This window comes from Leucobacter soli, assembly GCF_042659205.1.
Taxonomy (GTDB): Bacteria; Actinomycetota; Actinomycetes; order Actinomycetales; family Microbacteriaceae; genus Leucobacter; species Leucobacter soli.
The window spans coordinates 22,018-44,143 of record NZ_JBHSRW010000002.1 but is presented as its reverse complement, the minus strand read 5'-3'; the positions used below and the strand labels follow the sequence as shown (position 1 = coordinate 44,143).

Sequence of the window (22,126 nt, the reverse complement as noted above, 5' to 3'; positions counted from 1 at the left end):
GGCACCGCCGTCGAGCCCGGCACCACGACCGCCGAGCACCGACCCGTCACCGCCGCCGACGCAGCCCCCGCCGCCCGCGCCACGCCCACCGAAGGAGTAGACGATGAGTAGCACGAACCACGACCGGCCCACTGCGGGCGAGCTCGTGCCGGTGAAGTTCTCCCGCCTCACCCGCCGCGGTGTCCTCCTCGGCCTGTCGCTGACCCAGCTCATCACGCTCGCCATCGGCGGAGCCACGCTCATCGGCGCGTTCTACACCGGTGGCGGGATGCTGCTCGCCTACACCGCCCCCATCTGGGTGCTCGCCGCCGCGCTGACGTGGATACCCATCGCAGGCCGGCCCATCGTGGAATGGCTGCCCATCGCCTGCTGGTGGCTGTGGCGTATCACCGGCGGGCAACTTCTGTACCGGCGCAGGATCGTTGTCCCGCGCCCCGTCGGAACCCTCGCCCTGCCCGGCGACATGGCCCGCCTGCGCGAGTACACCGAGCCCGACACCGGGGCAGGGATGATCCACGACCCCCACGCCGCCACGTTGACGGTGGTGTGCGAGGTCACCCATCCCGCGTTCGTGCTCCTCGATCCCGGCGAGCAGGAACGACGCGTCAGCTCCTGGGGCCGCGTGCTGGCCACGGTCTGCCTCTCCGGACGGATCGCCACTCTTCAGGTCTTGGAGCGGACCCTGCCGGACTCTGGCACCGGACTGGCCGAATGGTGGGCCACCCACGGCACCCCGGACGGATCGTGGGCGACCGACACCTACGCAGAACTCATCGACCGGGCTGGACCCGCTGGCGAACGCCACGCCACCACGCTCTCGCTGTCACTGGACATGAAGACCAGTGCCCGGCAGATCAGGACCGCCGGCGGCGGGATACGCGGTGCTGCCGCCGTGCTGCGGCAGGAGATGAACACCCTCGTCGCGGCGCTGCGCTCCGCCGACCTCTCGCCCTCGGGATGGTTGACGCCGGGGCAGATCGCGGTGATGCTGCGTTCCGCCTACGACCCCGCGATCGCCGCCACTCTGGAGCGGCACGGGCGGCTGGGCCAGTCCCTCGCGACCGCGGGGCCGGTTGCGGTCACCGAGACCTGGGGCAGGCTGCGCACCGACTCCGCTCACCATGCGGTGCTCTGGGTCAGCGAGTGGCCGCGGTCACTGGTGTATCCGGGGTTCCTGTCTCCGGTGCTGCTGTCGACCGGCATCCAACGATCGTTCTCGCTGATCTGCACCCCGATGCGATCCGACGCGGCTGCGCGCGACATCCGCAAGAAGAAGGTCGAGCACATCTCCGACCAGACCCAGCGCGCGAAGATCGGGCAAATCGAGGACGCCTCCCAGACCGCCGAGTACCACGACGTGCTTCAGCAAGAAGCCGACCTCACGGCCGGACACGGCATCCTCCGCTACACCGGCCTCATCGCAGTCTCCGCGCCCACCGTCGAGGAACTCGACGCCGCCGTCGCCGCGATTGAGCAGGCCGCGATTCAGGCGTCGTGTGAGACCCGGCTGCTCGTCGGCCAGCAAGCAGCCGCGTTCACAGCCGCCGCGCTTCCGCTCTGCCGTCGGATCTAAGTCAACCGCCACCGCCGCGGCGTGACCCGACCCTTGCTCCGGCAGTGGATCAGGCTCGCGCCTCGATGAACCGAAGCATCGAAACAGGAACCGGCGCGTCTGGGGTTCGTGGCAGATCGACCACGGGAAGCACCAGGGACACGTCTGCGAGGTCGTCGACCCCGAGTTCTAGCCAGTCCGTGCAGTCGGCATGTGGCAAAGCGCTCACCAGCTGGCGATCCGCGAGCAGCAAGCTGAACGGAGGGAAGTGAATCACGGCAGAGATTGTCGGTGTGGTGGTTGTCGTCCATTCATCGTCCCTTCCACCATCCCGCGACAGCTTTACGGCCAAGCCCTCGTGTGCTCCCTCAAGGACCGCCGCCGCTCCGTCCGGCGCGATCGCCGCCAAGAGCCGGATGCCCTCTGGCGCTGGGGCTGCGACTCCATGCCGCACGGCCCCGACCAGGTCAGGGTGTGAATCGATGAGTTTCGGAGTCAGCGCTGTCATGCCCGCGAGCGCGGAGCGGATGAATCGGCCCGGGCGAACCTCGTTGAGCTTTCCTTCAATATGAGTCCGCTCGCCCTTCCATTGGGAGTGGAGCAGGTTGCCTGCGAAGGTGTAGGCCCACCGAATGTACTCGTCATCCCAAGGGGATGTGGCTGCCCGGCAAGGTTCGCAATGCGCATACAGGCTGGCGCCACCGAGTCGTGGACGCCCGTGGGCAAGTCGGTTGCCTGCTGTCGTGCCGCCCCAAGAGAAGCTCCCATTGTTGAATGCAGCTCTCGGTGGCACGTGTGCCTTGGTGAGTCTTGCCCGGGCCCCGCACAGCGCGCACTTGCCGCTCTTTGCCCGCCCACCCGTCGGCCGGAAGCCTTCCTGCTCACTCATGCCTGCACTCGCGCAATCTCTAGGCGTCGATGGCGGAGTCTGCTGTGGCAAGTCCTTCAATCGCTGTCGGGGCCGAAACAGCGTGGGGCGTTCTTTCGGAGAGAGCCGCCGCCAGGCTGTCGATGTCCTCGTGCTCCGCGGCGTCGGGGAACATCCAATGCAGGTCGCGCTCCTCTGTGGCCACGTCGATAGTGGGTCGGACGCCCGCTCCGCGGTGCGAGCGACCGCGTACATTCCGCACGTCATCCAGGGAGTAGATCGGGCCGAGTTCGCCTCGCTTTAGGAGGTTCCCTGGGTTAGCGGTGACGATCCGTCGGTCAGTCACCGCTACGAACGTGCTCGACGCGAACTTCTCAACGATGGCACTGGCTCTTCCTGGCGCGAGCGCATCCCAGGTCGCATCAACCCTTCTGGCGAGAATGGCCGGCACGACGCCAGCGAAGTTGTGAGTTCCCATTTCGTATGGGAAGGCCACGCTGCGAAGCGTCTCGCCATCCTCAAGGAACCACCGAAGGATATGCAGATACGGATCGAGTTCAAGCCCTTCGGGTGCGCATACCGCCGCTGGTACTGCTGGCATCTCGACTGCTGGCTGGAGCATGTTGGCCAAAGGGTCGATCGCTTCGAGGAGCTGCCTGCAAGTGAGTTGAGAAGCCTTGGCGTCTTTTCGCTTCTTCGTGAGAGGCACGGTGGCGCGGCCGGGGAGTTCGGCGATGATCCGCAACTCGCGGACGAGCGACTCGGTCAGCGATCGGATTTCGGAGAGCGACTCGTCGATCTCGACGGGAGTGTTCCGGGCGATCCGGTCGAAGAGCTGCGCTTCGCTCTCGTCGTTGGTGCTTCGTGTTCTGGCGAGGGCGGCCCGGACAGCCTGGTACTCCGCGTGGGTCTTGAGTGAGCTGAGAAGCGCGTAGGTATCGAAGACGATTGCTTCGGCGTTGGATTCGAGGTACTGGCGGCGAGCGCGACCGTCCAACTTCCCGAGTTCCTGGACATGGCCTGCCACGTTCTTGCGGTATAGCTTCAATTGCTTGCGGATGTTGGGACCGCTGGGAGCGATGGGCTCCCAGACAGAGTCTGTGATGGCGTCGAGTTCGCGGGTCTCCTTGACTGCCTCATCGACGGACTCCGCCAGCCCTTCAAGCTCTGCCCATTGCTCGTTTCGGATGGCCTTGAGCGTCTGCGTCGTGAGCTGGATGTTGGAGCGGACGAGGCCGGAAATCTCGCCGAGCTGCATTTGGAGCGCGATCATGGCGACGGCCGGGCCGATAGCTGCGATCGCCGTGGCGGCCGTCATGGAGGCTGGGATGAATCGCGCCTGGGCGACCAGTTCACCGTTCTTGAAGATCGCCCCGAGCTTGGCGCCGTCCTTTGCTGCCATCTGACCGCCGCTCTTCAACAGAGACAGCGTCGCATCGTTGACGCGGAAGAGGCCTTGCGCGCTCGATACAGCCTCTGCGACGTTCCCGACGATCGTGCCTGCGTTGCCGAAGGAGCCGAGAGCGGTGGAGAGCTGAGCGCGGTCGAAGGACGGCACCATGTCAAGGCTGATGAGTTCAAGACCGTCGGGGACTTCGCCGAATACGACTGCGACGCCTGGCGTCACCTCGACGAGGGTCGTGGACGCTGCGAGCTCAAGCGCGTCGGACCTGACCTGACCATCCTCTGCGGTCTGCCTGCCAACGGCGTCATCATTACCGGACTCGTCGCGCGGGTCGTCCATGTGGCTCTCCTTCTCGCCGGTGACTGCCTCGTGCCTCCCTCCGACGCCTCCATCAAGTATGTCAGCCGCCTTCGACAGCGCCTGGGTCATCGCAGCACACCTCCTGGTCACACGACTTGCGAGGAGGCCGACCATGCCCACGTTCTTCGATTCGACTGCCGATGCCGCTGAGGCGTCCGAAGCCTTGCGCGGACTCACTCACGCGAGCCGGGGGTTCGATCAGCCAGCCGAGATGTATGGGGTTATCGGTGACCTGTCCTCGGGGATGCGGTCGCTGCGGCAGGCGCTCGACCAGATCGCTGATGTTCACGAGCGCAAGGCCGCGCACGCCTTCAACGACGCCGGCAGCCACGAGGCAGGAGTGCGGGACGCGCTCGCCACTGCGGAGGAGTTGCGTCAGGCCGCGAGTCTCGTCGACCGGGCGTATGACCGGCTCGCGGAGGGGTTCATCGCTGCGGGGCGGATCGCTTGGCATCCCGAGCCCGCCGTCGAGGAGGCCGCGCCGTCGCGGTGGGTCAGCGTGGTGTTCCTCCAGGGCGAAGAGGCCGACCGGCCATTGCGCATCCTCGGCGAGCTGGGCCATGTCGATGCGGTGGACTTCCTCGCGCAGTGGGACTACGGCGACGAGACCACGCAGGCCGCGCTGGAGAACGGATACGTCTACGACGAGCCCGGCGAGGGAACAAACGACCGGGTGGCGCTCTCGGGCGACTACGCGCTGGTCGTCAACCCGCACGTCGGCTACGTCTCGTTGCTGCGCCGCTACACCGAACCGGAGGCAGAGACCCAGGCCGCCGAACAGATCGAGCCCGAGCCGGTGCAGGGTGGGCCGGAACTGCTGGTGTCGTACTCGTCGCCGGGCGCCCCAGAGCGGGCCGACCTGCCCGCGCCGAAGCGAGACGGGTCGTGGTTCGAGCCGGCCAAGATCCCGGCGGTCAAGCAGGCGCGGGGGCTGGTGCGGTGACCGAGGATCGCGCGCGGCTGCACACTGCCGTTCTGGTGGCACCGTCGAAGGAGCGGCGCAAGCTCCGCAAGCAGCGCCGCAAGGCCGAGGCGAGGCTCCACGCCGAGCAGCACAGGACCGCGATCGCCGCCGCGAAGGCGAAGGCTGAGCAGGAGCGCGCCGAGCGCCGCGCGACGATCTACCTGCCGAAGGCGGGCGAGTCCGGTGCTGCGCGGCTGCGCACCCCAGGTCGGTTTCATCTGACGCGGCATCAGGACACGTCGGCGACACTGGCGGGCGCGTACCCGTTCGTCGCCGAGGGCGGTCTCGGCGCCGACGGCGTGTTCGTCGGCCAAGACCTCTACTCGGGCGGGAGCTTCGTCTACGACCCGTGGGTGCTCTACGCACGCGGCATCATCACCGCACCCAACGTGGTGCTGGCCGGGATCGTCGGCTCCGGCAAGTCATCGCTGGCCAAGTCCCTCTACACGCGGTCGCTACCGTTCGGGCGGCGCGTGTACGTTCCCGGCGATCCAAAGGGCGAACACACCGCCGTCGCCAACGCCGTCGGCGGACGCGCCATCGTCCTCGGCCACGGACTCAACACTCGCCTGAATCCACTCGACGAAGGCCACCGGCCCAGCGGACTCTCGGATGAGCAGTGGGCCTCGACCGTCGCTGCGCGACGCCGTGACCTGATCGGCGCCCTCGCGGAGACCGTGCTCGCGCGCGGCTTGTCGCCGTTGGAGCACACCGCGATCGACATCGCCCTGACTCAGACGGTGCGGGAGAACGACGTGCCGATCCTGCCGATGGTCGTTGATCGCATCCTCGCCCCGAGTGCGGATGCCGACGGCAGGTTGGCCGAGGACGGCAGGCTTGTCGGCCATGCGCTGCGCCGCCTCGTGGCCGGTGACCTGGCCGGGCTGTTCGATGGGCCTTCGACGGTCGCGTTCGATCCGTCGTTGCCGATGATCTCGCTCGATCTCTCGCGGGTCACCGAGAACTCGACGCTCATTTCGGTGTTGATGACGTGCTCGTCGGCGTGGATGGAGTCTGCGCTGCTCGACCCGAACGGTGGGCAGCGGTGGGTGATCTACGACGAGGCCTGGCGGCTCATGTCCCACCCGGCTCTGTTGCGGCGGATGGATGCGCACTGGCGACTCGCCAGGCACTACGGGATCGCGAACATGCTGATCTTCCACAAGCTCACCGACCTCGACAACGTGGGCGACCAGGGCTCCGCCATGCGCTCGCTGGCCAACTCACTGCTTGCGAACGCCGAGACGCGGATCGTGTACCGGCAGGAGTCCGACCAACTCGGACCGACCGCTACCGCTCTCGGCCTGACCGGCACCGAGCAGCAGCTCTTGCCAAACCTCGGCGTCGGACAAGGCCTATGGCGGATCAAGGCCAGAAGCTTCGTCTGCCAACACCAACTCCACCCCGACGAACTCGCACTATTCGACACCAGCAGCCGTGCAGCCGGAGGCCACCGATGAACCTCAATGGCCCACGCCGATCCACCACGACCGACGACGAGAACACGGCTCCCGTCGAGCTGCCGCATGTCCTCGTGACCGTCGCCGAAGACGGCACCCTCGCCGCGATGGTCGATGGGACACCGTTCGCGTCGCCGGACGGGAGCGCTTGGACGCGGGCGACGTTCGGGCCGCTCATGGATGCCATCACCAAGGACCGCACCATCGCGGTCCGGGTCGAAGTGCGCGAGAACGATGGCAGCGTCTTCACCGACATCCTCCGCACCCGCAAGCCCCGACGCGCAGCGGCACCGACCGAGAACCCGGTGCCGGAGACTCGTCGGAGCCGTCACGCCCGACGGATGCCGCGCTTGGCCGAGGTCACCGCGGGCGGGTTCGTCCCCGGCGAGGATGTCGCCGTCGCGACGATCGTCTCCCACACCGACGCCACCGGAACCGGCGAAACCCGGACGCTCATTGACCTCGACGACCTGCCGGACGGCACACACGAGGTGATCCTGTTCGGGCGCATCTCGGGCACGCTCGCGGTGCGGCGGCTGACATGAACCAGCGGCAAGCCGCGGGCATGGGCGACGAACTCACCAACGCCGCCCTCATTGGCCTGATCGGCATGTTCGGGATCGCTCTCGCCCTCCGCGCCGCTGGTAGCGTCGCCGCGTTCCTCACCGGCACACCGCAACCAGACGCCGGCGCAGCGGCGGGGCTCGCCGTACTGTTCAACCCCGGCGATCCAGCGACCGCACTCGGTGCCGACGGACTCAACCCGGTCGTCTACTGGCTTGTCAGCACGGCACTGCTCGGCGGACTCGCTGCCGGGATCGTCTGGGTGTGGATCGTGCTGCGCCGCCACACGCGGAAGACAGAGACCGACCCGCACCGACTGGCGGGGATCGCGACCAGCCACGAGGTCAAGACCGCCGCATCCGCGAAAGCACTGCTTCACCGCGCGGCCACGCTGCGGCCCTCCTTGGAGTCGCCAGCACCGCAGGATGTCGGCTACCTGCTCGGTGCCAGTCGTGGAACGAAGGTCTGGGCATCGGTCGAAGACTCGATCCTGCTGATCGGCCCGCCCCGCTCAGGCAAGGGCCTGCATGTCGTCATCAACGCGATCCTCGACGCACCCGGAGCGGTCGTCACCACCAGCACCAGGCCCGATAACCTCACCGCGACCCTCCGCGACCGACGCCGCAAGGGCGGGCCGGTCGCCGTGTTCGACCCCCAACACCTCGCCGAAGGCATCCCCGCCGGGCTGCGCTGGTCACCCATTCGCGGGTGCGACGATCCGCTGACCGCGATGATCCGCGCCAACGGCCTCGCCGCCGCCACAGGCCTCAGTGCTGGCGGGGTCGAGTCCGGCGGGTTCTGGGAGGGCAAGACCCGCACAGCACTCCAGAGCCTGCTGCACGCTGCCGCGCTCGACGGCCGCCAGCCGGCCGAGCTGTTCAGGTGGACTCTTGATCCCAGCGCGGCGTCGGAGGCCGTCGCGATCCTCAACTCGCACCCGAACGCCGCGATGGGCTGGGACGACTCGCTAGCCGCGATGATCGACGCCGACCCCAAGACCCGCGACAGCATCTGGCAAGGCGTCTCCCTCGCGCTCGCAGCCCTCGCCGACCCGCGCGTGCTCGATGCTGTCACGCCAGGACCGCACGAACACTTCGACCCCGAGACCTTCCTCACCGAACAAGGCACCCTTTACCTGCTCGCCACCGGTGCCGGAGCGGGAGCCTCCGCGTCGCTGGTCGCGGCGTTCGTCGAAGACCTCATCGAAACCGCCCGCCGACTCGCGGCACGCTCACCGGGAGCCCGGCTCGACCCGCCGCTGTTGCTCGCGCTCGACGAGATCGGAAACCTCGCGCCGCTGCCGTCACTGCCGACGCTCATGGCCGAAGGTGGCGGCACCGGGATCACGACCATGCCGGTCTTGCAGTCCCTCGCCCAGGCTCGCGACAGGTGGAGTGAGCATCAGGCCGGCGCGATCTGGGACGCCAGCATCGTCAAGATCATCCTCGGCGGCGCATCCAACAGCCGTGACCTCCAAGACCTCTCCACGCTCATCGGAGAGCGCGACGAGTACACCGACAGCGTGACCCTCGGCGACCACGGCACCCGCTCGAATCAGCGCTCGATCCGCCGCGTCCCGATCCTGCCGCCAGACCGCATCCGAACACTGCCGTTCGGCACCGGCATCACGATGCTGCGCTCTGCACCGCCCATCGTCACCGACCTACGCGCCTGGCCGACCCGCCCCGACGCAGCGCAGCTCCGCACTGACCGCGACGAACTCGAAGCGCTTCTGCGCCACCGCCCCGCCTCCTGACGACGCTTGGAAGCTCCAGTGCACCTGCCTGACAGAGCGACCCACACGCAGCTGGTCGCCCGAATCAGGAGGAGGCCATCATGGCCATTCACACCCAGGAATCGCTGTCAGGCTTCATCGCTTCGGAGCCGTTGCTCACCGAGACGGCAAAGGGAGACGCCAGGTTCTTCGCCCGTATCGGCAAGGAGCACTTCCGCCGCGAGGACGACGGCTCGTTCACGCAGACCGAGACGACCTACCACCACCTGGTGATGTTCGGGCGTTCCGCTGAGCACGCGCACGCGAACTTCGACCAGGGCGACAACTTCGTCGCCGAGGGCTACACGCGACCGGTCAACTACGAGCGCAACGGTCAGGCAATCGAGGGCGAAGAGTTCGTCGCCAAGAAGATCGGCCACGACGCCGCGCGAACCCGCTACCAGGTGGATCGCACGCCGCGCAATGGAGTCGGGCGGGACGCAGCAACGTACGAGCCGACGCAGCGAGCAGCGACCGCGGCGCACGCCCCGGTCAGCATGTGAGCTCGGGAGCTACAGCACCATGAACGATCAGCATGAGATGGATGAGCCGGACGTCTTCGACGGCCCGCCCCGCGTCACCAACTCGGACATGCCCGAACCGCCGCACCCCGTGAACTGGAACCTGCTGACGGCACACGAGCTGGAGCAGGAATGGCTCGCGCTGAACCGATGGGTTGACTGGCTGCGCCGCACCTACGGCCTCACCGTCGCGGTAGTGCCACCGTTCTGGCACCACCACCCGGAGATGGTCTGGGAGCTATCGGCACTGCACCTGCACTGGCTCGCGGCCTACGACCCCGATCAGAACGCATCCGCGCCGCTCGGCTGGCACCGCGACTTCGCCGACGCGCGCGAACGCCTTCGCTACTGGGTCACCGCCTGCGGCACCCGTGGCGACCGCGACCGACCGACCCGGCAAGCTGCATGGCCCGGTGAAGACTCAGCGCCCACCATCCAGGACTTCACCTTCACCGACCGCGACACCGAGTTCGTCGAGTTCGTCATCGCCCAAGTCCGCAAGCGCCAGGAGGCCGAAGACGAGTTCTACGCCAACCTGGCCGACGATGAAGCTCCGTAGAGCGATGAGCCGCTATGCCAAGAAGACCGACCGTCGCCCGTACGAGGAGCGGTCGTTTTCCGTCCGGGCCGTCCACCGCGAGCGCGCCGACCTGCACAAGCTCGCCGAGGTTCTCATCCGGCTGACGTTGCAGGAGACCGGCGAGAGCCGCGCGGCCCGTGAAGCCGTGCGGGTGCCCGACACCTACCAGGCGGCTCCCGATGGCCTGGCCGCCTCTGAAGCCGCCCGGTAGAATGAAACCTGCAAGCCTCGCGATGCGGGGTGTTGTGGCCTAAACCCCGCCGTTCGGCGGGCAACACGCACCGAGACCATCGGGTCTCGCCCTACAGCCTTCACCGGCTGCTCTCACGATCAACACCCCTCCCACCAACAGTGGGAGCGCGAGGGTCGAACCGCGTGAGAGTGAGCCCCCGATGACCACCATTGCCGACGATCCGGCAGCCAGCCTCATCGACCCGCCCAAGACTGCGGCTGCCGCCGTGTCCTACCTGCGAGTCTCGACCCGCGAGCAGGCAGAGAAGGGCGGCACCGACGAAGGCTTCTCGATCCCGGCCCAGCGCGAAGCGACCAGGCGCAAGGCCGAACAGCTCGGCGCCGGCATCGTCGAGGAGTTCGTGGACGCGGGAGCCTCAGCCAAGTCGTCCGACCGGCCCGAGCTGATGCGGATGATCCAGTACGTCAAGGCCAATAAGGTCGCGTACTGCATCGTTCACAAGGTCGACCGGCTCGCCCGCAACCGCGCCGACGATGTGAGCATCCACCTCGCACTCCAACAGTGCGGGGTGATGCTCGTGTCCGCGTCGGAGAACATCGACGAGACTCCTTCGGGGATGCTGCTGCACGGAATCATGTCCACCATCGCCGAGTTCTACTCCCGCAACCTCGCCACCGAGGTCGCCAAGGGCATGACGCAGAAGGCCATCGGTGGCGGCACGAACGGGCGCGCACCCATCGGGTATCTGAACGTCCGCAAGCGCGACGAGCTCGGGCGCGAAGTCCGCACCATCGAGCTCGATCCTGAGCGCGCACCGATGATCGAATGGGCGTTCAAGGCCTACGCCTCGGGCAACTGGAGCGTCAGCCAACTCCACGACGAACTCACCTCGCGGGGGCTGCGCAGTCTGCCCACGCCGAAGAGGCCGGCGAAGCCGCTGGCCGTGTCCACCATCCACCGCCTCCTGACCAACCCGTACTACAAGGGCGATGTCGTCTACCGAGGCACCCGCTACAAGGGCAACCACCCGGCGCTCGTGCCCGCCGAGGTCTGGTACCAGGTCCAGTCCGTGCTCACCGCGCACCAGTGCGCCGTCGAGGCAACCCAAGTCCACGGCCACTACCTCAAAGGCACCATCCACTGCGGCCAGTGCGGCTCCCGACTCATCGTCTCCAACGCGAAGAACCGCCACGGCAACGTCTACTGCTACTTCGTGTGCTCCGGCCGGCACTCCAAGCGCACCGACTGCACACGCCAGGCGATGCTCATCGAAGACGTCGAGAAACTCGTCGAGGACTACTACACCCGCGTCCAGATCACGCCCGCCCAGCAGGACGCGCTCGCGGGGATGCTCCACCACGAGTTCGACCGGCTCATGGCCGCCGAAACCGAGGAACTGGAACGCCTCACCACCAACCGCGACCGGCTCGAAAGCGAGCAGGACCGCCTCATGCAGGCGCACTACGCCGACGCGATTCCGCTCTCAGTGCTCAAGCGCGAACAGGACCGCATCGTCGCCGAACTCGACCAAGTGACCCGCCGCATCGACGCCCACTACGGCGACTACGCCGACGCCCGCTCCCACCTCGACGACGCGCTCGGTCTGCTCGCCAACTGCGCCGACATCTACACCCGGTGCGACGACACCAACCGGCGGCTGTGCAATCAGGCGTTCTTCACCAAGGTCTTCATCGACGAAGACAACGAGCTGCGCGTCGAGCACAACCGACCCTTCGAGATGCTCCTCGATCCACAGGTCAACGCCAACGCGCTGACCTGGGCCGCAGACGCACACAAGGCCCGAACCTCAACCAACGTTTCCGTTGGCAAGGGTTCGAGCCTTGTGCGTGCGGTGGATCTGAGGGGACTCGAACCCCTGACCCCCTGCATGCCATGCAGGTGCGCTACCAGCTGCGCCACAGACCCGGGAAGTCGGGCGAATGCTCACCCGACAACCCTTCTACTCTACACCATTTCAGGGTTGGTCACGCAAATCGGCGGCGTCCGCCGCGGCGTGCGCCGCCTGCAGAATCGGGGCCACGTCGATGAGCGGGCAGTCCTTCCAGAGGCGCTCCAGCTGGTAGAACTCTCGCTCCTCCTGGTGGAACACGTGCACGATCAGATCGCCGAAGTCGAGCAGAACCCAGCGCCCGCTCTCGCGCCCCTCACGACGAATGGTGCGCACGCCCGCAGCGTTCAGTCCGTCCTCGACAGCGTCGGAGATGGCCTGCACGTTGCGCTCGACGCCACCGCTCAGAACGAGGAACGCATCCGCGAGCGGGAACAGGTCCCCCACCCGAATCGCGATCGGGGCCGTCGCACCTTTGGCGTCCGCCTGGCGCACGGCGATCTCCAGCTGATCCGACAACGGCAGCGGCACGGTCTCCCCGGTCATCCGAACATCCCCGAACTCGCGCCCCAGATCAACAGGGCGCCGACCGCGACCACGAGGCCGCCACCGGTGACGATGAGGACCAGCGGAAGCTTGCTCTTCTCCTTGGTCTCCTGCTCGACCGCAGCCGACTGCGAGGTGCTCACCGCGCTCACCGCCCGTGATGCGGAGACCGGCAGGATCGGATTGCTCGTCGCCGGCAGGGCGTCGAACCCCATCTCCTCGAGATGATCGGCCTCGACGTCGCTCACCGGCACATGTCCACCGGTCTCGCCGACCGACTTCGGCAGCGAGATCGATCCGGTCACGAACAGCTCTCCGGTTCCGCCGAGCGGACCGCTGAGGTCGCCGGTGTCGGGAAGATTGGGCAGGATCAGTGCCGAGGCATTCGTCGTGGTGGTGGCGCTCTCCTGTGCCACCGCCCGCGAGATCAGCTCATCGAAATCGCCGTTCTCCTCCGGGGAGCCGGCGGGGCTCGAAGAACCGACCGTGCGCACCGTCGGATCGTCGAACACGGACACCTGGTCGTCGAGCGGCGTGATGTCGGGGAAGGAATAGGCCGGCGCTGATTCCTCCGCGGCGGGCTCCTCAGCGGGCGCTGACCTCGGATCCGGAGCGGACTCGACGACTGCATCCGCATCTCGAGCATCACGAGGCTCGGAGGCATCCGCGGTAGCAGGGGCAGCGTCCGCCGCCGCTTCGACGACGGCATCGGCCCCACTGGCACCGGACTCACCGGCGGACTCGACGTCCAGCTCGCGAAGATCCTCGAGCGAGAACGGCTGCGTGGCTTCCAGGGGCTCGTCGACGAACTCATCCGCAGGCAGCGGGTCGACCACCGGAGACGTCGGCTCCTCGCCACCCTCCTCGACCGTGTCCTCGCCCGCATCCGATTCGAGCTCCCCGCCCGCAGCGTCCGCAGACCGGTCCACCGCGTCGTCGGCGACCGTATCGGTCTCCAGCGGCGTCGCTTCCTGCGTTGCCTCCGGCTCCTCATCGGGCTCTGGATCCGCAACCGACTCCGGTTCGGCAACCGCCTCCGGCTCCGCATCGGCCTCCGGGACCGCGTCTACTGCCGGCTCAGCCGCAGATTCCTGCTCGCTCGCCGCCGCCTCCGCGGCCCGAGCGCGCTCGGCGAGTGCCTGCTCTCGCAACGCGCGCAGTTCACGACGTGTGCGCGGCCGCCCATCCTCGTCGAGTGGATCGATCTCGATGTCGTCGACTTCGAGGGCCTCGGGCGCGCTCCCCTCCGGGGACGCCGTCTCGCGCACCTGCTCGGCGGCGGCCTCAACCGTCGGGACCGCGCCGGTTGCCACCATCTCGAGCAGCCGCCGCTCGCGTCGTGTGAGCGGACGATCCTGTTCGAGTTCACTCATGCGTCGTCTTCACTTCCGTCGGCGTACAGGTCATGCTTGGCGATGTACTGCACCACCCCGTCCGGCACCAGGTACCACACGGGGTAACCGCGAGCGACGCGACTGCGGCAGTCCGTCGATGAGATCGCCAGAGCGGGAACTTCCAACAAGCTTACGTGCTCGCCGGACAATCCCGAAAGCGAGAGTTCATGCCCCGGCCGTGAGACGGCGATGAAGTGAGCCAGATCCCAGATCTCCTCGACGTCCTTCCATCCGAAGATCTGAGCGACGGCGTCGGCGCCGGAGATGAAGAAGAGGTCGGCATCGGGCATGTGAGCCCGCAGGTCGCGCAGCGTGTCCACCGTGTAGGTGAGGCCCTCGCGGTCGATGTCCACCCGGCTGACCCGGAAGCGGGGGTTCGAGGCCGTGGCGATCACCGTCATCAGATACCGATGCTCGCTGTCGCTGACGTTGCTCTTCTGCCAGGGTCGGCCCGTGGGCACGAAGAGCACCTCGTCGAGGTCGAAGCTCTGAGCAACCTCGCTCGCGGCTACCAGGTGGCCGTGATGGATCGGATCGAATGTGCCGCCCATCACACCGACCCGACGTCTGCGGGTGGTCGTCATGGGGTCAGTGACGCGGCGCGTCTTCACCGTGCTCGCGCGCGTACGCCTCGGCCTTCTCGGCATGGCGGTTGGCGACATCGCGGAACGAGAACGTCACTCCGGCGAGCACCACGAACAGGGCGAGCACGATGGCGCCGAAGACGGGCGCAGGGAAGATCAGCTCGTTGACGACGTGGCTGCCCTCTTCCGAGGCGAGAACAGCAGTGGCGAAAACAGACATCAGTACTCCGGCATCCTTACGGTGAACGAACGGTCTCAGTCTAGCGGTATCCCGGGGCGGAACGGCGCCGCCCCGGCCGGTGTCAGCGGATCTGCCCGCTGCCGCGCACGAGCCACTTGGTGCTGGTGAGCTCGGCCAGGCCCATGGGACCGCGCGCGTGGAGCTTCTGCGTCGAGATGCCGACCTCGGCGCCGAAGCCGAACTCCCCGCCATCGGTGAACCGGGTGGACGCGTTGACCATCACCACGGCGGAGTCGACCTCGGCGAGGAAGCGCTGCGCGTTGTCGTAGTTCTCCGTCACGATCGACTCGGTATGCCGGGTGGAGAAGCGTTCGATATGCGCGAGGGCCTCGTCGAGGGAGTCGACGACTTTCACGCCCATCTCGAGCGCGAGGTGCTCGGTGGCCCAGGTCTCATCATCCGCGGCGAGGATGCCCTCCGCGAGTTCACGAGTCCGCTCGTCGCCGTGGAGGAGGACGCCGGCGTCGATCAGGTCCGCCGCCAGCCGCGGCAGGAGGCGGTCGGCGCACTCCCGGTGCACGAGCAGCGTCTCGGCGGCGTTGCAGACGCTCGGGCGATGCGTCTTCGCGTTCCGAACGATCGCGGCGGCCTTCTCCTCATCGGCGCTGGCGTCGACGAAGACGTGCACGATGCCGGATCCCGTCTCTATGACCGGAACCGTCGATTCCCGCACCACCGTGGAGATGAGGTTGGCGGACCCGCGAGGGATCAGCACGTCGATGTAGCCTCGGGCGCGCATCAGGCGATTCGCGCCGTCGCGGCCGAACTCGTCGATCGTCTGCACCGCCTCGCCGTCGAGGCCGACGCCGGTGACCGCCCGCTGGATCAACTGGACGAGCACCCGGTTCGACTGCTCGGCTGCGGTCCCCCCGCGCAGGACGACCCCGTTCCCGCTCTTGAGCGCGAGCGAGGCGATATCCACGGTGACATTGGGACGCGCCTCGTAGATGGCGCCGATCACGCCGAAGGGCACCCGTACCTGGGTGATCTGCATGCCGTTCGCCATCGTGCTGCCACGGACCACCTCGCCGATCGGATCGGCGAGCGAGATGACGTCTCGCACGGCGGCGGCGAGCCCGCGCAGGCGAGAATCGTCGAGGAGCAGACGGTCGAGGAGGCCTTCCTCGAGACCGGATTCCCGCCCCCGCTCCAGGTCGAGGCGGTTCGCCTCGACCACCTGCGGGATCCCGGCCTCGATCGCGTCGGCGATCGCGGCCAGCGCCGCGTTCTTCTGACCGGTGGTCGCGGTCGCGAGGCCCCGTGCGGCGGTGCGCGCACGCTCGAGACGATCGGTGAAGGCGTCGGTACTCATACCTTCCAGCCTAGGGTATGCCGCAGTGTCCGACGGCGAGGACCTGCCCTAGTGAGCGCCTGCAGCGGCCTCGAACACCGTGCCGTGCGCCTCCCCGTCGAGCAGCTCGGCGAACAGTCGCGTCTCGGTCAGCAGGACCTCTGTGCCGGCTTCCGCCGCGAGCCGAGCCGCCTGGACCTTGGTGGCGGCCCCTCCGGTCCCCCAGCCCGATTGCGTCGCACCGATCTCGACTCCGGCGAGCTCGTCCCCGAAGGGCACGCGAGCGATGCGGGTCGCACCGGCGACGTTCGGCGGCGCGGTGTAGAGCGCATCGACGTCGGAGAGGAGGACCAGGTGATCCGCACCGACCAGCCGCGCGACGAGCGCTGCCAGCCGATCGTTGTCGCCGAATCGGATCTCGTGAGTGGCGACCGTGTCGTTCTCGTTGATGATCGGCAGGATCCCGAGCTGCAGCAGACGGACGATCGCGCGCTTCGCATTGTCCCGGTGGGTCGGGTTCTCCATGTCGTTCGCGGTCAGGAGGACCTGGCCGGCGATGATGTCGTGCACGCTCAGCGCGCGCTGGTACCGGCCGACGAGGATGTTCTGCCCGACTGCGGCCGCGGCCTGCTGCGTCGCGAGATCGTCGGGGCGGACGTCGAGACGCATGAACGGCACGCCGGTGGCGATCGCTCCGCTCGAGACGAGGATGACCTCGCCGCCGGTGCGGTGGAGCCTGGCGAGGGAGTCGACGAGGCTCGGAATCTGCGCGGCGTTGTCGCCGCTCACCGAAGAGGATCCGACCTTCACGACGACGCGCTTGCCTGCGAACCTGGGGGGCTGCGACTCGGTCACGACTCCTCCCGCCACAGGCCGGCCTTGCGCTCCCGATCCAGTTCGGCCCGGGCCTCGGCCTTCGCATCCATCCGCTCGTGGTACTCCTCGCGTCGCTCCTTGCTCGTGCGGCGGCCCGATTGATCGACGCGCTGATCCGATCCGCGCGCACCCATCTGCACCTCGGCGGCGCTCGTCATGGTCGGCTCCCAGTCGAAGACCACACCGGCGCCCGGTCCGATGACGACCGTCGCTCCGGCGGTCGCCCCGGCCTTCACGAGCGCGTCGTCGATGCCGATCTTCTGCAGGCGGTCCGCGAGGTAGCCCACGGCCTCGTCGTTGGCGAAGTCCGTCTGCTCCACCCACCGTTCGGGCTTCTCTCCGAGCACCCGGTACACGGTGCCGTAGGTGCCGCCCTCTGCGAGGATGCGAAACCCGCCGTCGTCGACGGCGCGCGGACGCAGGACGACGCGCGGGCGGTCCTCGGCCTCGGCGACGGTCTGCGCGCGATGGGTCTCGACGAGTTCTGCGAGTGCGAAGCTCAGCTCGCGCAGCCCCGCGTGCGAGACCGTCGAGATCTCGAAGACCCGGAAACCCATGGCCTCGAGCTCGGGGCGCACGAAGGCCGCGAGCTCGGCCGCCTCGGGCACGTCGATCTTGTTCAGAGCGATCAGCTGGGGGCGCTCCAGCAGCGGGAGCTGGCCCTCCGGCACGGGGTAGGCGGCGAGCTCCCGGCGGATCACCTCGAGGTCGGTGAGCGGATCCCGCCCGGGCTCGAGCGTGGCGCAGTCGAGCACGTGCAGCAGCGCGCTGCAGCGCTCCACGTGACGCAGGAAGTCGAGGCCGAGCCCCTTGCCCTCGCTCGCGCCCTCGATCAGACCGGGTACGTCGGCGACCGTGAAGCGGTGGTCGGCGACCTGCACCACGCCGAGGTTCGGCTGCAGCGTGGTGAACGGGTAGTCGGCGATCTTGGGACGCGCGGCGCTGAGCGCGGCGATGAGACTCGACTTGCCGGCCGACGGGTAGCCGACGAGCGCGACATCGGCGATCGTCTTGAGCTCCAGGGTCACCGATCCCGACCAGCCCTCGGTGCCGAGCAGGGCGAAGCCAGGGGCCTTGCGCTTGGTGCTCGCCAGAGCCGCGTTGCCGAGCCCGCCGAGCCCTCCCTTGGCAGCGACGAAGCGGGTGCCCGGCTCGGTCAGGTCGATCAGGGTCTCCCCCAGGGCATCCTTCACCACGGTGCCGATGGGGACGCTCAGGAGCATCTCCTCGCCGTTCGTCCCGGCACGGAAGTCGCCCATGCCGAAGCCGCCGTTCTCGGCATTGCGATGCGGCCGACGGTGGAAGTCGAGGAGCGTCGTGACCTGGGGATCCGCCAGAAGCACGATGTCACCGCCGTGGCCGCCGTTCCCGCCGTCAGGGCCCGCCAGGGGCTTGAACTTCTCGCGTTTGACCGAGACGCAGCCATTGCCGCCCCGACCCGCCTGGAGGTGCACTTGCACCTGGTCGACGAAGGTCACCATGCTCGGTCCTGCTCCTCTATCCGTCCCTGTTCGCCGAAACTTCCCCGTATACGGCAAAAGGCGAGCCGAAGCCCGCCTCGCCGTCGCATGCCGTATCAGGCAGCGGCCACCACGTTGACGACCTTGCGGCCGCCCTTCGCGCCGAACTCCACCGCGCCGGCGGCGAGAGCGAACAGCGTGTCATCGCCACCGCGTCCCACGTTCGCGCCCGGGTGGAAATGCGTCCCGCGCTGGCGGACGAGGATCTCGCCCGCGTTGACCTGCTGACCGCCGAAGCGCTTCACGCCGAGGCGCTGAGCGTTCGAGTCACGACCGTTGCGAGTCGAGCTCGCACCCTTCTTGTGTGCCATCTGAGTGTCTCCTTCGGCGGGGTTACTTGATGCCGGTGATCTTGAGCCGGGTCAGGTCCTGACGGTGGCCCTGACGGCTCTTGTAGCCGGTCTTGTTCTTGTAGCGCTGGATCACGATCTTCGGGCCGCGCAGGTCGTCGAGCACCTCTGCCGTGACCTTGACCTTGGCGAGAGCCGCCGCATCGGTGGTGACCGTGTCACCGTCGACGAGCAGCACCGCCGGCAGCTCGAGCTTGCCCTTGGCGTCGCCCGACACGCGGTTCACCGTGATGATCGACCCGACCTCGACCTTCTCCTGCCGGCCGCTAGTGCGCACTACTGCGTAAACCACGTTTCTACCTTTTCCTCGTGAACGATCTTCGATTCACGCGACTCGCATCTGCATGCGATCTGCCGCGTACGATTCCGGCCGGGTCCGAGAGACCCGGCGACTGCCGCCCGAAAATGGGTGGCACCAGCGATCAACTTTATCGTACTCGCCTACGCGAGTCAAACGTCCGCACTGGCGTGTCAGGCCTCTCCCTCGCCCGGCACGACCGCCTCGACCGTCGTCGCCGCCGAGCTCGCTCGACGACCCGCGCGCCGCTTCCTACCCGGCTCGGGCGCCGAAGGCAGTGCGTCGAGCACCGAGCCGAGCAGATCCTCGGTCGATCGCGCCTGCTCGGGCGCGGGCGACTTCGTCTCGTGCGGCTCCAGCGCTTCGAGCGCCTCGCGCACATCGGTGTCGACCCGCCCCTGACGGCGCTTCCGCGAGGCGGCATTCTCCGACCTCTTCGGGGCCGCCTCAGGCGCCGGCTCGCTCGTGTGCTCCTCAGGCCGCGCGATCGCATGATCCGCGGCTCCCGGGATCGTGCTCGCCGCGATCTTCGCCATGGCCGAGCGGGATTCGTCGGTGAGCGCGTGGGTCTGGCCGTTCGACGACGCGGGCTGGCTCTGCGACGATCCGCCGCCCTTGCGCTTGCTCCGCGATCCGTTCCCCTCGGAACGATGCTTCGCCACCGGCTCGTGATGGACAATGAGACCGCGCCCGGCGCAGACGTCGCACGGCTCGCTGAAGGATTCCAGGAGACCGAGCCCCAGCTTCTTCCGGGTCATCTGCACCAGGCCGAGCGAGGTCACCTCGGCGACCTGATGCTTGGTGCGGTCCCGGCTGAGGCACTCCACCAGCCGACGGAGCACGAGGTCGCGATTGGACTCGAGCACCATGTCGATGAAGTCGACGACGATGATGCCGCCGATATCGCGCAGACGCAGCTGTCGCACGATCTCCTCGGCGGCCTCGAGGTTGTTCTTGGTGACCGTCTCCTCGAGGTTGCCCCCCGAACCGACGAACTTGCCCGTGTTCACGTCGACGACGGTCATGGCCTCGGTGCGATCGATCACGAGGGACCCACCGGAGGGCAGCCAGACCTTGCGGTCGAGCGCCTTCACGATCTGCTCGTTCACCCGGTACTCGTCGAAGATGTCCCGGTCGGCGTCGTAGCGGGATACCCGCTCGAGCAGCTCGGGAGCCACCTGCGCGAGGTAGCCCTCGATCACCTGATAGGTGTCCTCGCCCGCGATCACGAGCTTGTGGAAATCCTCGTTGAAGACGTCGCGGACGATCTTGATGAGCATGTCGGGCTCGGAGTGCAGCAGCACCGGACCTCCGCCCTGGGCGACGCGCTTCTGGATCGACTCCCACTGCTTGGTCAGTCGCTGCACGTCGTGCGTCAGCTGCTCCTCGGTCGCGCCCTCTGCAGCGGTGCGCACGATCACGCCCGCGCCGCTCGGCAGCACCTCCTTGAGGATCTTCTTGAGGCGCGCGCGCTCCGTGTCGGGCAGCTTGCGGGAGATCCCGTTCATCGCGCCGCCCGGCACGTACACCAGGAAGCGTCCCGGCAGCGAGATCTGACTCGTCAGGCGTGCGCCCTTGTGCCCGACCGGATCCTTCGTGACCTGCACGAGCACCTGATCGCCCGGCTTGAGCGCGTTCTCGATCTTCCGCGCGTTGCCGGTGCCCTCGAACTCGGACCAGTCGACCTCACCCGAGTAGAGGACCGCGTTACGGCCACGACCGATGTCGACGAACGCCGCCTCCATGCTCGGCAGGACGTTCTGAACCCGACCCAAGTAGACGTTGCCGATCATCGACGATTCCGACGACCGCGCCACGTAGTGCTCGACGAGGACCTTGTCCTCGAGCACCCCGATCTGGATCCGGTCAGCGGTCGTGCGCACGACCATCTCGCGGTCGACGGCTTCACGACGGGCCAGGAACTCGGATTCGGTGATCACCAGTCGGCGACGGCGGCCCGCATCCCGCCCTTCGCGACGGCGCTGCTTCTTCGCTTCGAGCCGGGTCGAGCCCTTCACCTTCTGCGGCTCGGTGATCGGTTGCGGCTCGCGCTGCCGGCTCCGCTGCTCCCCGTCTTCGTCCGAGCCGTTACGACGGCGGCCTCGGCGACGGTTCGAGGTGCCCTCCCGCTCCTCGCGCTCATCGTCCTCGGGCGTGAAGCGCTGATCCAGCATCTCGTCGAGCTGACGGAGCGCGCTCCCGCTGCGTCGCTGACGCGGCGGGAGCGGCGGGACGTCGGGAGCGAGGAAGACGAGGCGCGAGGTGGCGCGGAATCGCTCCTCGGGGCTCATCTCTGCGAGCGAGATCACGAGCGGGCGGCCATCCGCGCCGACCGGTGCCTGCGGTTCGCCCGGATCGGAGGACGCGGACTCGGGCTCGACCTCAGCCAAGTTCTCTGATGCGGTGGACTCGACCGCCAGCGGTGCATCCTCGGTCTCGGTTTCAACCTCGACCTCGGTTGCGACCTCGGTCCCGGAGACGGGGGCTTCGGCCGAGGGCCCGGCCTCGGCCGGCTCGGTCTCGGCGAGGGTCGCCTCAGCGGGTATCGGGTCGCCCGGCTCTTCCGACTCCGGTGTGTCCGCCGGGATCTCCGCAGGCGCCTCCGCGAGGTCGGGCTCCGGGGTCTCGATCGCCTGACCCGCCTCGGTTCCGTTCACCGCCTCGGTGCTATCCGCGTCCGCTGCTTCGTATGCTGATTCATCATTCACCATCGCTGGTGCGCTCCTCTTGCCCCGAGCGGTCACCCGACCTCGGGAAATTCTCACTGCGGCGTCGCCGCAAAACCTTCTGCTCGCGTCGCTGGTGCCACGCGCCCGGCCCATCATGGAGCCGCTGGCCGCGATGCTCGCGACCGAAAGACTGTTCCGCATCGGATACGCGTTGGCGCTCGATGCTGGTATCCATTATGGCACGCTCGGCGGGCGAACACGCAGATC

22 protein-coding genes, 1 tRNA gene and 1 pseudogene are annotated in these 22,126 nt (G+C 67.8%); 9 read left to right on the top strand and 15 right to left on the bottom strand.

The annotated features are described in order from the left end of the window. The first annotated feature begins 103 nt into the window (after positions 1–103). Entirely contained in the window at positions 104–1,573 is a 1,470-nt protein-coding gene (locus tag ACFPZL_RS00535; protein ID WP_218115771.1) for a PrgI family protein, read from the top strand. 49 nt (positions 1,574–1,622) lie between these two features. Here ACFPZL_RS00535 and ACFPZL_RS00530 read toward each other — a convergent pair whose 3' ends face one another. Beyond that, complete coding sequence (locus ACFPZL_RS00530; protein ID WP_157732532.1) at positions 1,623–2,441, bottom strand: hypothetical protein; 819 nt, start codon at positions 2,439–2,441, stop codon at positions 1,623–1,625. A gap of 19 nt (positions 2,442–2,460) precedes the next feature. After that, complete coding sequence (locus tag ACFPZL_RS00525) at positions 2,461–4,254, bottom strand: hypothetical protein (RefSeq protein WP_218115767.1); 1,794 nt, start codon at positions 4,252–4,254, stop codon at positions 2,461–2,463. 142 nt (positions 4,255–4,396) lie between these two features. On the opposite strand from ACFPZL_RS00525, the gene ACFPZL_RS00520 reads away from it, so the two are divergent. The 8 genes and pseudogenes from ACFPZL_RS00520 to ACFPZL_RS00485 all read left to right on the top strand — a co-directional run. Beyond that, a complete protein-coding gene (locus ACFPZL_RS00520) occupies positions 4,397–5,128 on the top strand; it encodes a hypothetical protein (RefSeq protein ID WP_236022074.1) in 732 nt (243 codons plus the stop codon). Next, positions 5,125–6,609: an ATP-binding protein gene (locus ACFPZL_RS00515; RefSeq protein ID WP_129392818.1), complete on the top strand. Its 1,485-nt coding sequence runs from the start codon at positions 5,125–5,127 to the stop codon at positions 6,607–6,609. The genes ACFPZL_RS00520 and ACFPZL_RS00515 overlap by 4 nt, the downstream gene beginning before the upstream one ends. Next, entirely contained in the window at positions 6,606–7,154 is a 549-nt protein-coding gene (locus ACFPZL_RS00510) for a hypothetical protein (RefSeq protein ID WP_094180420.1), read from the top strand. The genes ACFPZL_RS00515 and ACFPZL_RS00510 overlap by 4 nt, the downstream gene beginning before the upstream one ends. Further along, positions 7,151–8,929 (top strand): type IV secretory system conjugative DNA transfer family protein, encoded by a 1,779-nt coding sequence (locus ACFPZL_RS00505; protein ID WP_094180421.1) that lies wholly within the window; start codon positions 7,151–7,153, stop codon positions 8,927–8,929. Before ACFPZL_RS00510 ends, ACFPZL_RS00505 begins: the two co-directional genes overlap by 4 nt. Before the next feature lie 80 nt (positions 8,930–9,009). Beyond that, the gene (locus ACFPZL_RS00500; RefSeq protein ID WP_028707601.1) at positions 9,010–9,450 is read left to right on the top strand and encodes a single-stranded DNA-binding protein; all 441 of its coding nucleotides are present in this window, start codon (positions 9,010–9,012) and stop codon (positions 9,448–9,450) included. Positions 9,451–9,487: 37 nt separating this feature from the next. After that, complete coding sequence (locus ACFPZL_RS00495) at positions 9,488–10,027, top strand: hypothetical protein (protein ID WP_084634547.1); 540 nt, start codon at positions 9,488–9,490, stop codon at positions 10,025–10,027. Between the two features lie 4 nt (positions 10,028–10,031). After that, entirely contained in the window at positions 10,032–10,259 is a 228-nt protein-coding gene (locus tag ACFPZL_RS00490) for a hypothetical protein (RefSeq protein ID WP_028707603.1), read from the top strand. 181 nt (positions 10,260–10,440) lie between these two features. Beyond that, positions 10,441–11,481 (top strand): annotated as a pseudogene (locus ACFPZL_RS00485) (recombinase family protein); the annotation flags it as partial. 243 nt (positions 11,482–11,724) lie between these two features. On the opposite strand, the gene ACFPZL_RS00480 reads toward ACFPZL_RS00485, so the two are convergent. From ACFPZL_RS00480 to ACFPZL_RS00420, 13 genes are all read right to left on the bottom strand, one after another. Continuing rightward, on the bottom strand, positions 11,725–11,964 hold the full coding sequence (locus ACFPZL_RS00480; protein WP_232514701.1) for a hypothetical protein: 240 nt from the start codon (positions 11,962–11,964) through the stop codon (positions 11,725–11,727). Positions 11,965–12,094: 130 nt separating this feature from the next. Next, positions 12,095–12,167: transfer RNA gene (locus ACFPZL_RS00475), tRNA-Ala, on the bottom strand. Positions 12,168–12,216: 49 nt separating this feature from the next. Continuing rightward, on the bottom strand, positions 12,217–12,636 hold the full coding sequence (rsfS, locus tag ACFPZL_RS00470) for a ribosome silencing factor (RefSeq protein WP_218115759.1): 420 nt from the start codon (positions 12,634–12,636) through the stop codon (positions 12,217–12,219). Continuing rightward, positions 12,633–14,009 (bottom strand): hypothetical protein, encoded by a 1,377-nt coding sequence (locus tag ACFPZL_RS00465; protein ID WP_218115758.1) that lies wholly within the window; start codon positions 14,007–14,009, stop codon positions 12,633–12,635. The genes rsfS and ACFPZL_RS00465 overlap by 4 nt, the downstream gene beginning before the upstream one ends. After that, entirely contained in the window at positions 14,006–14,614 is a 609-nt protein-coding gene (gene nadD / locus ACFPZL_RS00460) for a nicotinate-nucleotide adenylyltransferase (protein WP_218115756.1), read from the bottom strand. Before nadD ends, ACFPZL_RS00465 begins: the two co-directional genes overlap by 4 nt. A 4-nt stretch (positions 14,615–14,618) precedes the next feature. After that, on the bottom strand, positions 14,619–14,834 hold the full coding sequence (locus tag ACFPZL_RS00455) for a hypothetical protein (protein WP_218115754.1): 216 nt from the start codon (positions 14,832–14,834) through the stop codon (positions 14,619–14,621). Between the two features lie 82 nt (positions 14,835–14,916). Continuing rightward, positions 14,917–16,176, bottom strand: a complete 1,260-nt coding sequence (locus ACFPZL_RS00450; RefSeq protein WP_268912066.1) for a glutamate-5-semialdehyde dehydrogenase — start codon at positions 16,174–16,176, stop codon at positions 14,917–14,919. 39 nt (positions 16,177–16,215) lie between these two features. Then, entirely contained in the window at positions 16,216–17,001 is a 786-nt protein-coding gene (gene proB / locus ACFPZL_RS00445) for a glutamate 5-kinase (RefSeq protein WP_218115750.1), read from the bottom strand. Next, on the bottom strand, positions 16,998–18,503 hold the full coding sequence (gene obgE, locus ACFPZL_RS00440; RefSeq protein WP_218115749.1) for a GTPase ObgE: 1,506 nt from the start codon (positions 18,501–18,503) through the stop codon (positions 16,998–17,000). Before obgE ends, proB begins: the two co-directional genes overlap by 4 nt. Before the next feature lie 95 nt (positions 18,504–18,598). Continuing rightward, the gene (gene rpmA / locus ACFPZL_RS00435) at positions 18,599–18,853 is read right to left on the bottom strand and encodes a 50S ribosomal protein L27 (RefSeq protein WP_218115747.1); all 255 of its coding nucleotides are present in this window, start codon (positions 18,851–18,853) and stop codon (positions 18,599–18,601) included. Positions 18,854–18,875: 22 nt separating this feature from the next. Next, positions 18,876–19,184, bottom strand: a complete 309-nt coding sequence (gene rplU, locus ACFPZL_RS00430; protein WP_218115745.1) for a 50S ribosomal protein L21 — start codon at positions 19,182–19,184, stop codon at positions 18,876–18,878. 179 nt (positions 19,185–19,363) lie between these two features. Beyond that, positions 19,364–21,901: an Rne/Rng family ribonuclease gene (locus ACFPZL_RS00425; protein ID WP_218115743.1), complete on the bottom strand. Its 2,538-nt coding sequence runs from the start codon at positions 21,899–21,901 to the stop codon at positions 19,364–19,366. Then, positions 21,891–22,094, bottom strand: coding sequence for a hypothetical protein (locus ACFPZL_RS00420; RefSeq protein WP_382334535.1), 204 nt, complete (start codon positions 22,092–22,094; stop codon positions 21,891–21,893). Before ACFPZL_RS00420 ends, ACFPZL_RS00425 begins: the two co-directional genes overlap by 11 nt. Between the last annotated feature and the right edge of the window lie 32 nt (positions 22,095–22,126).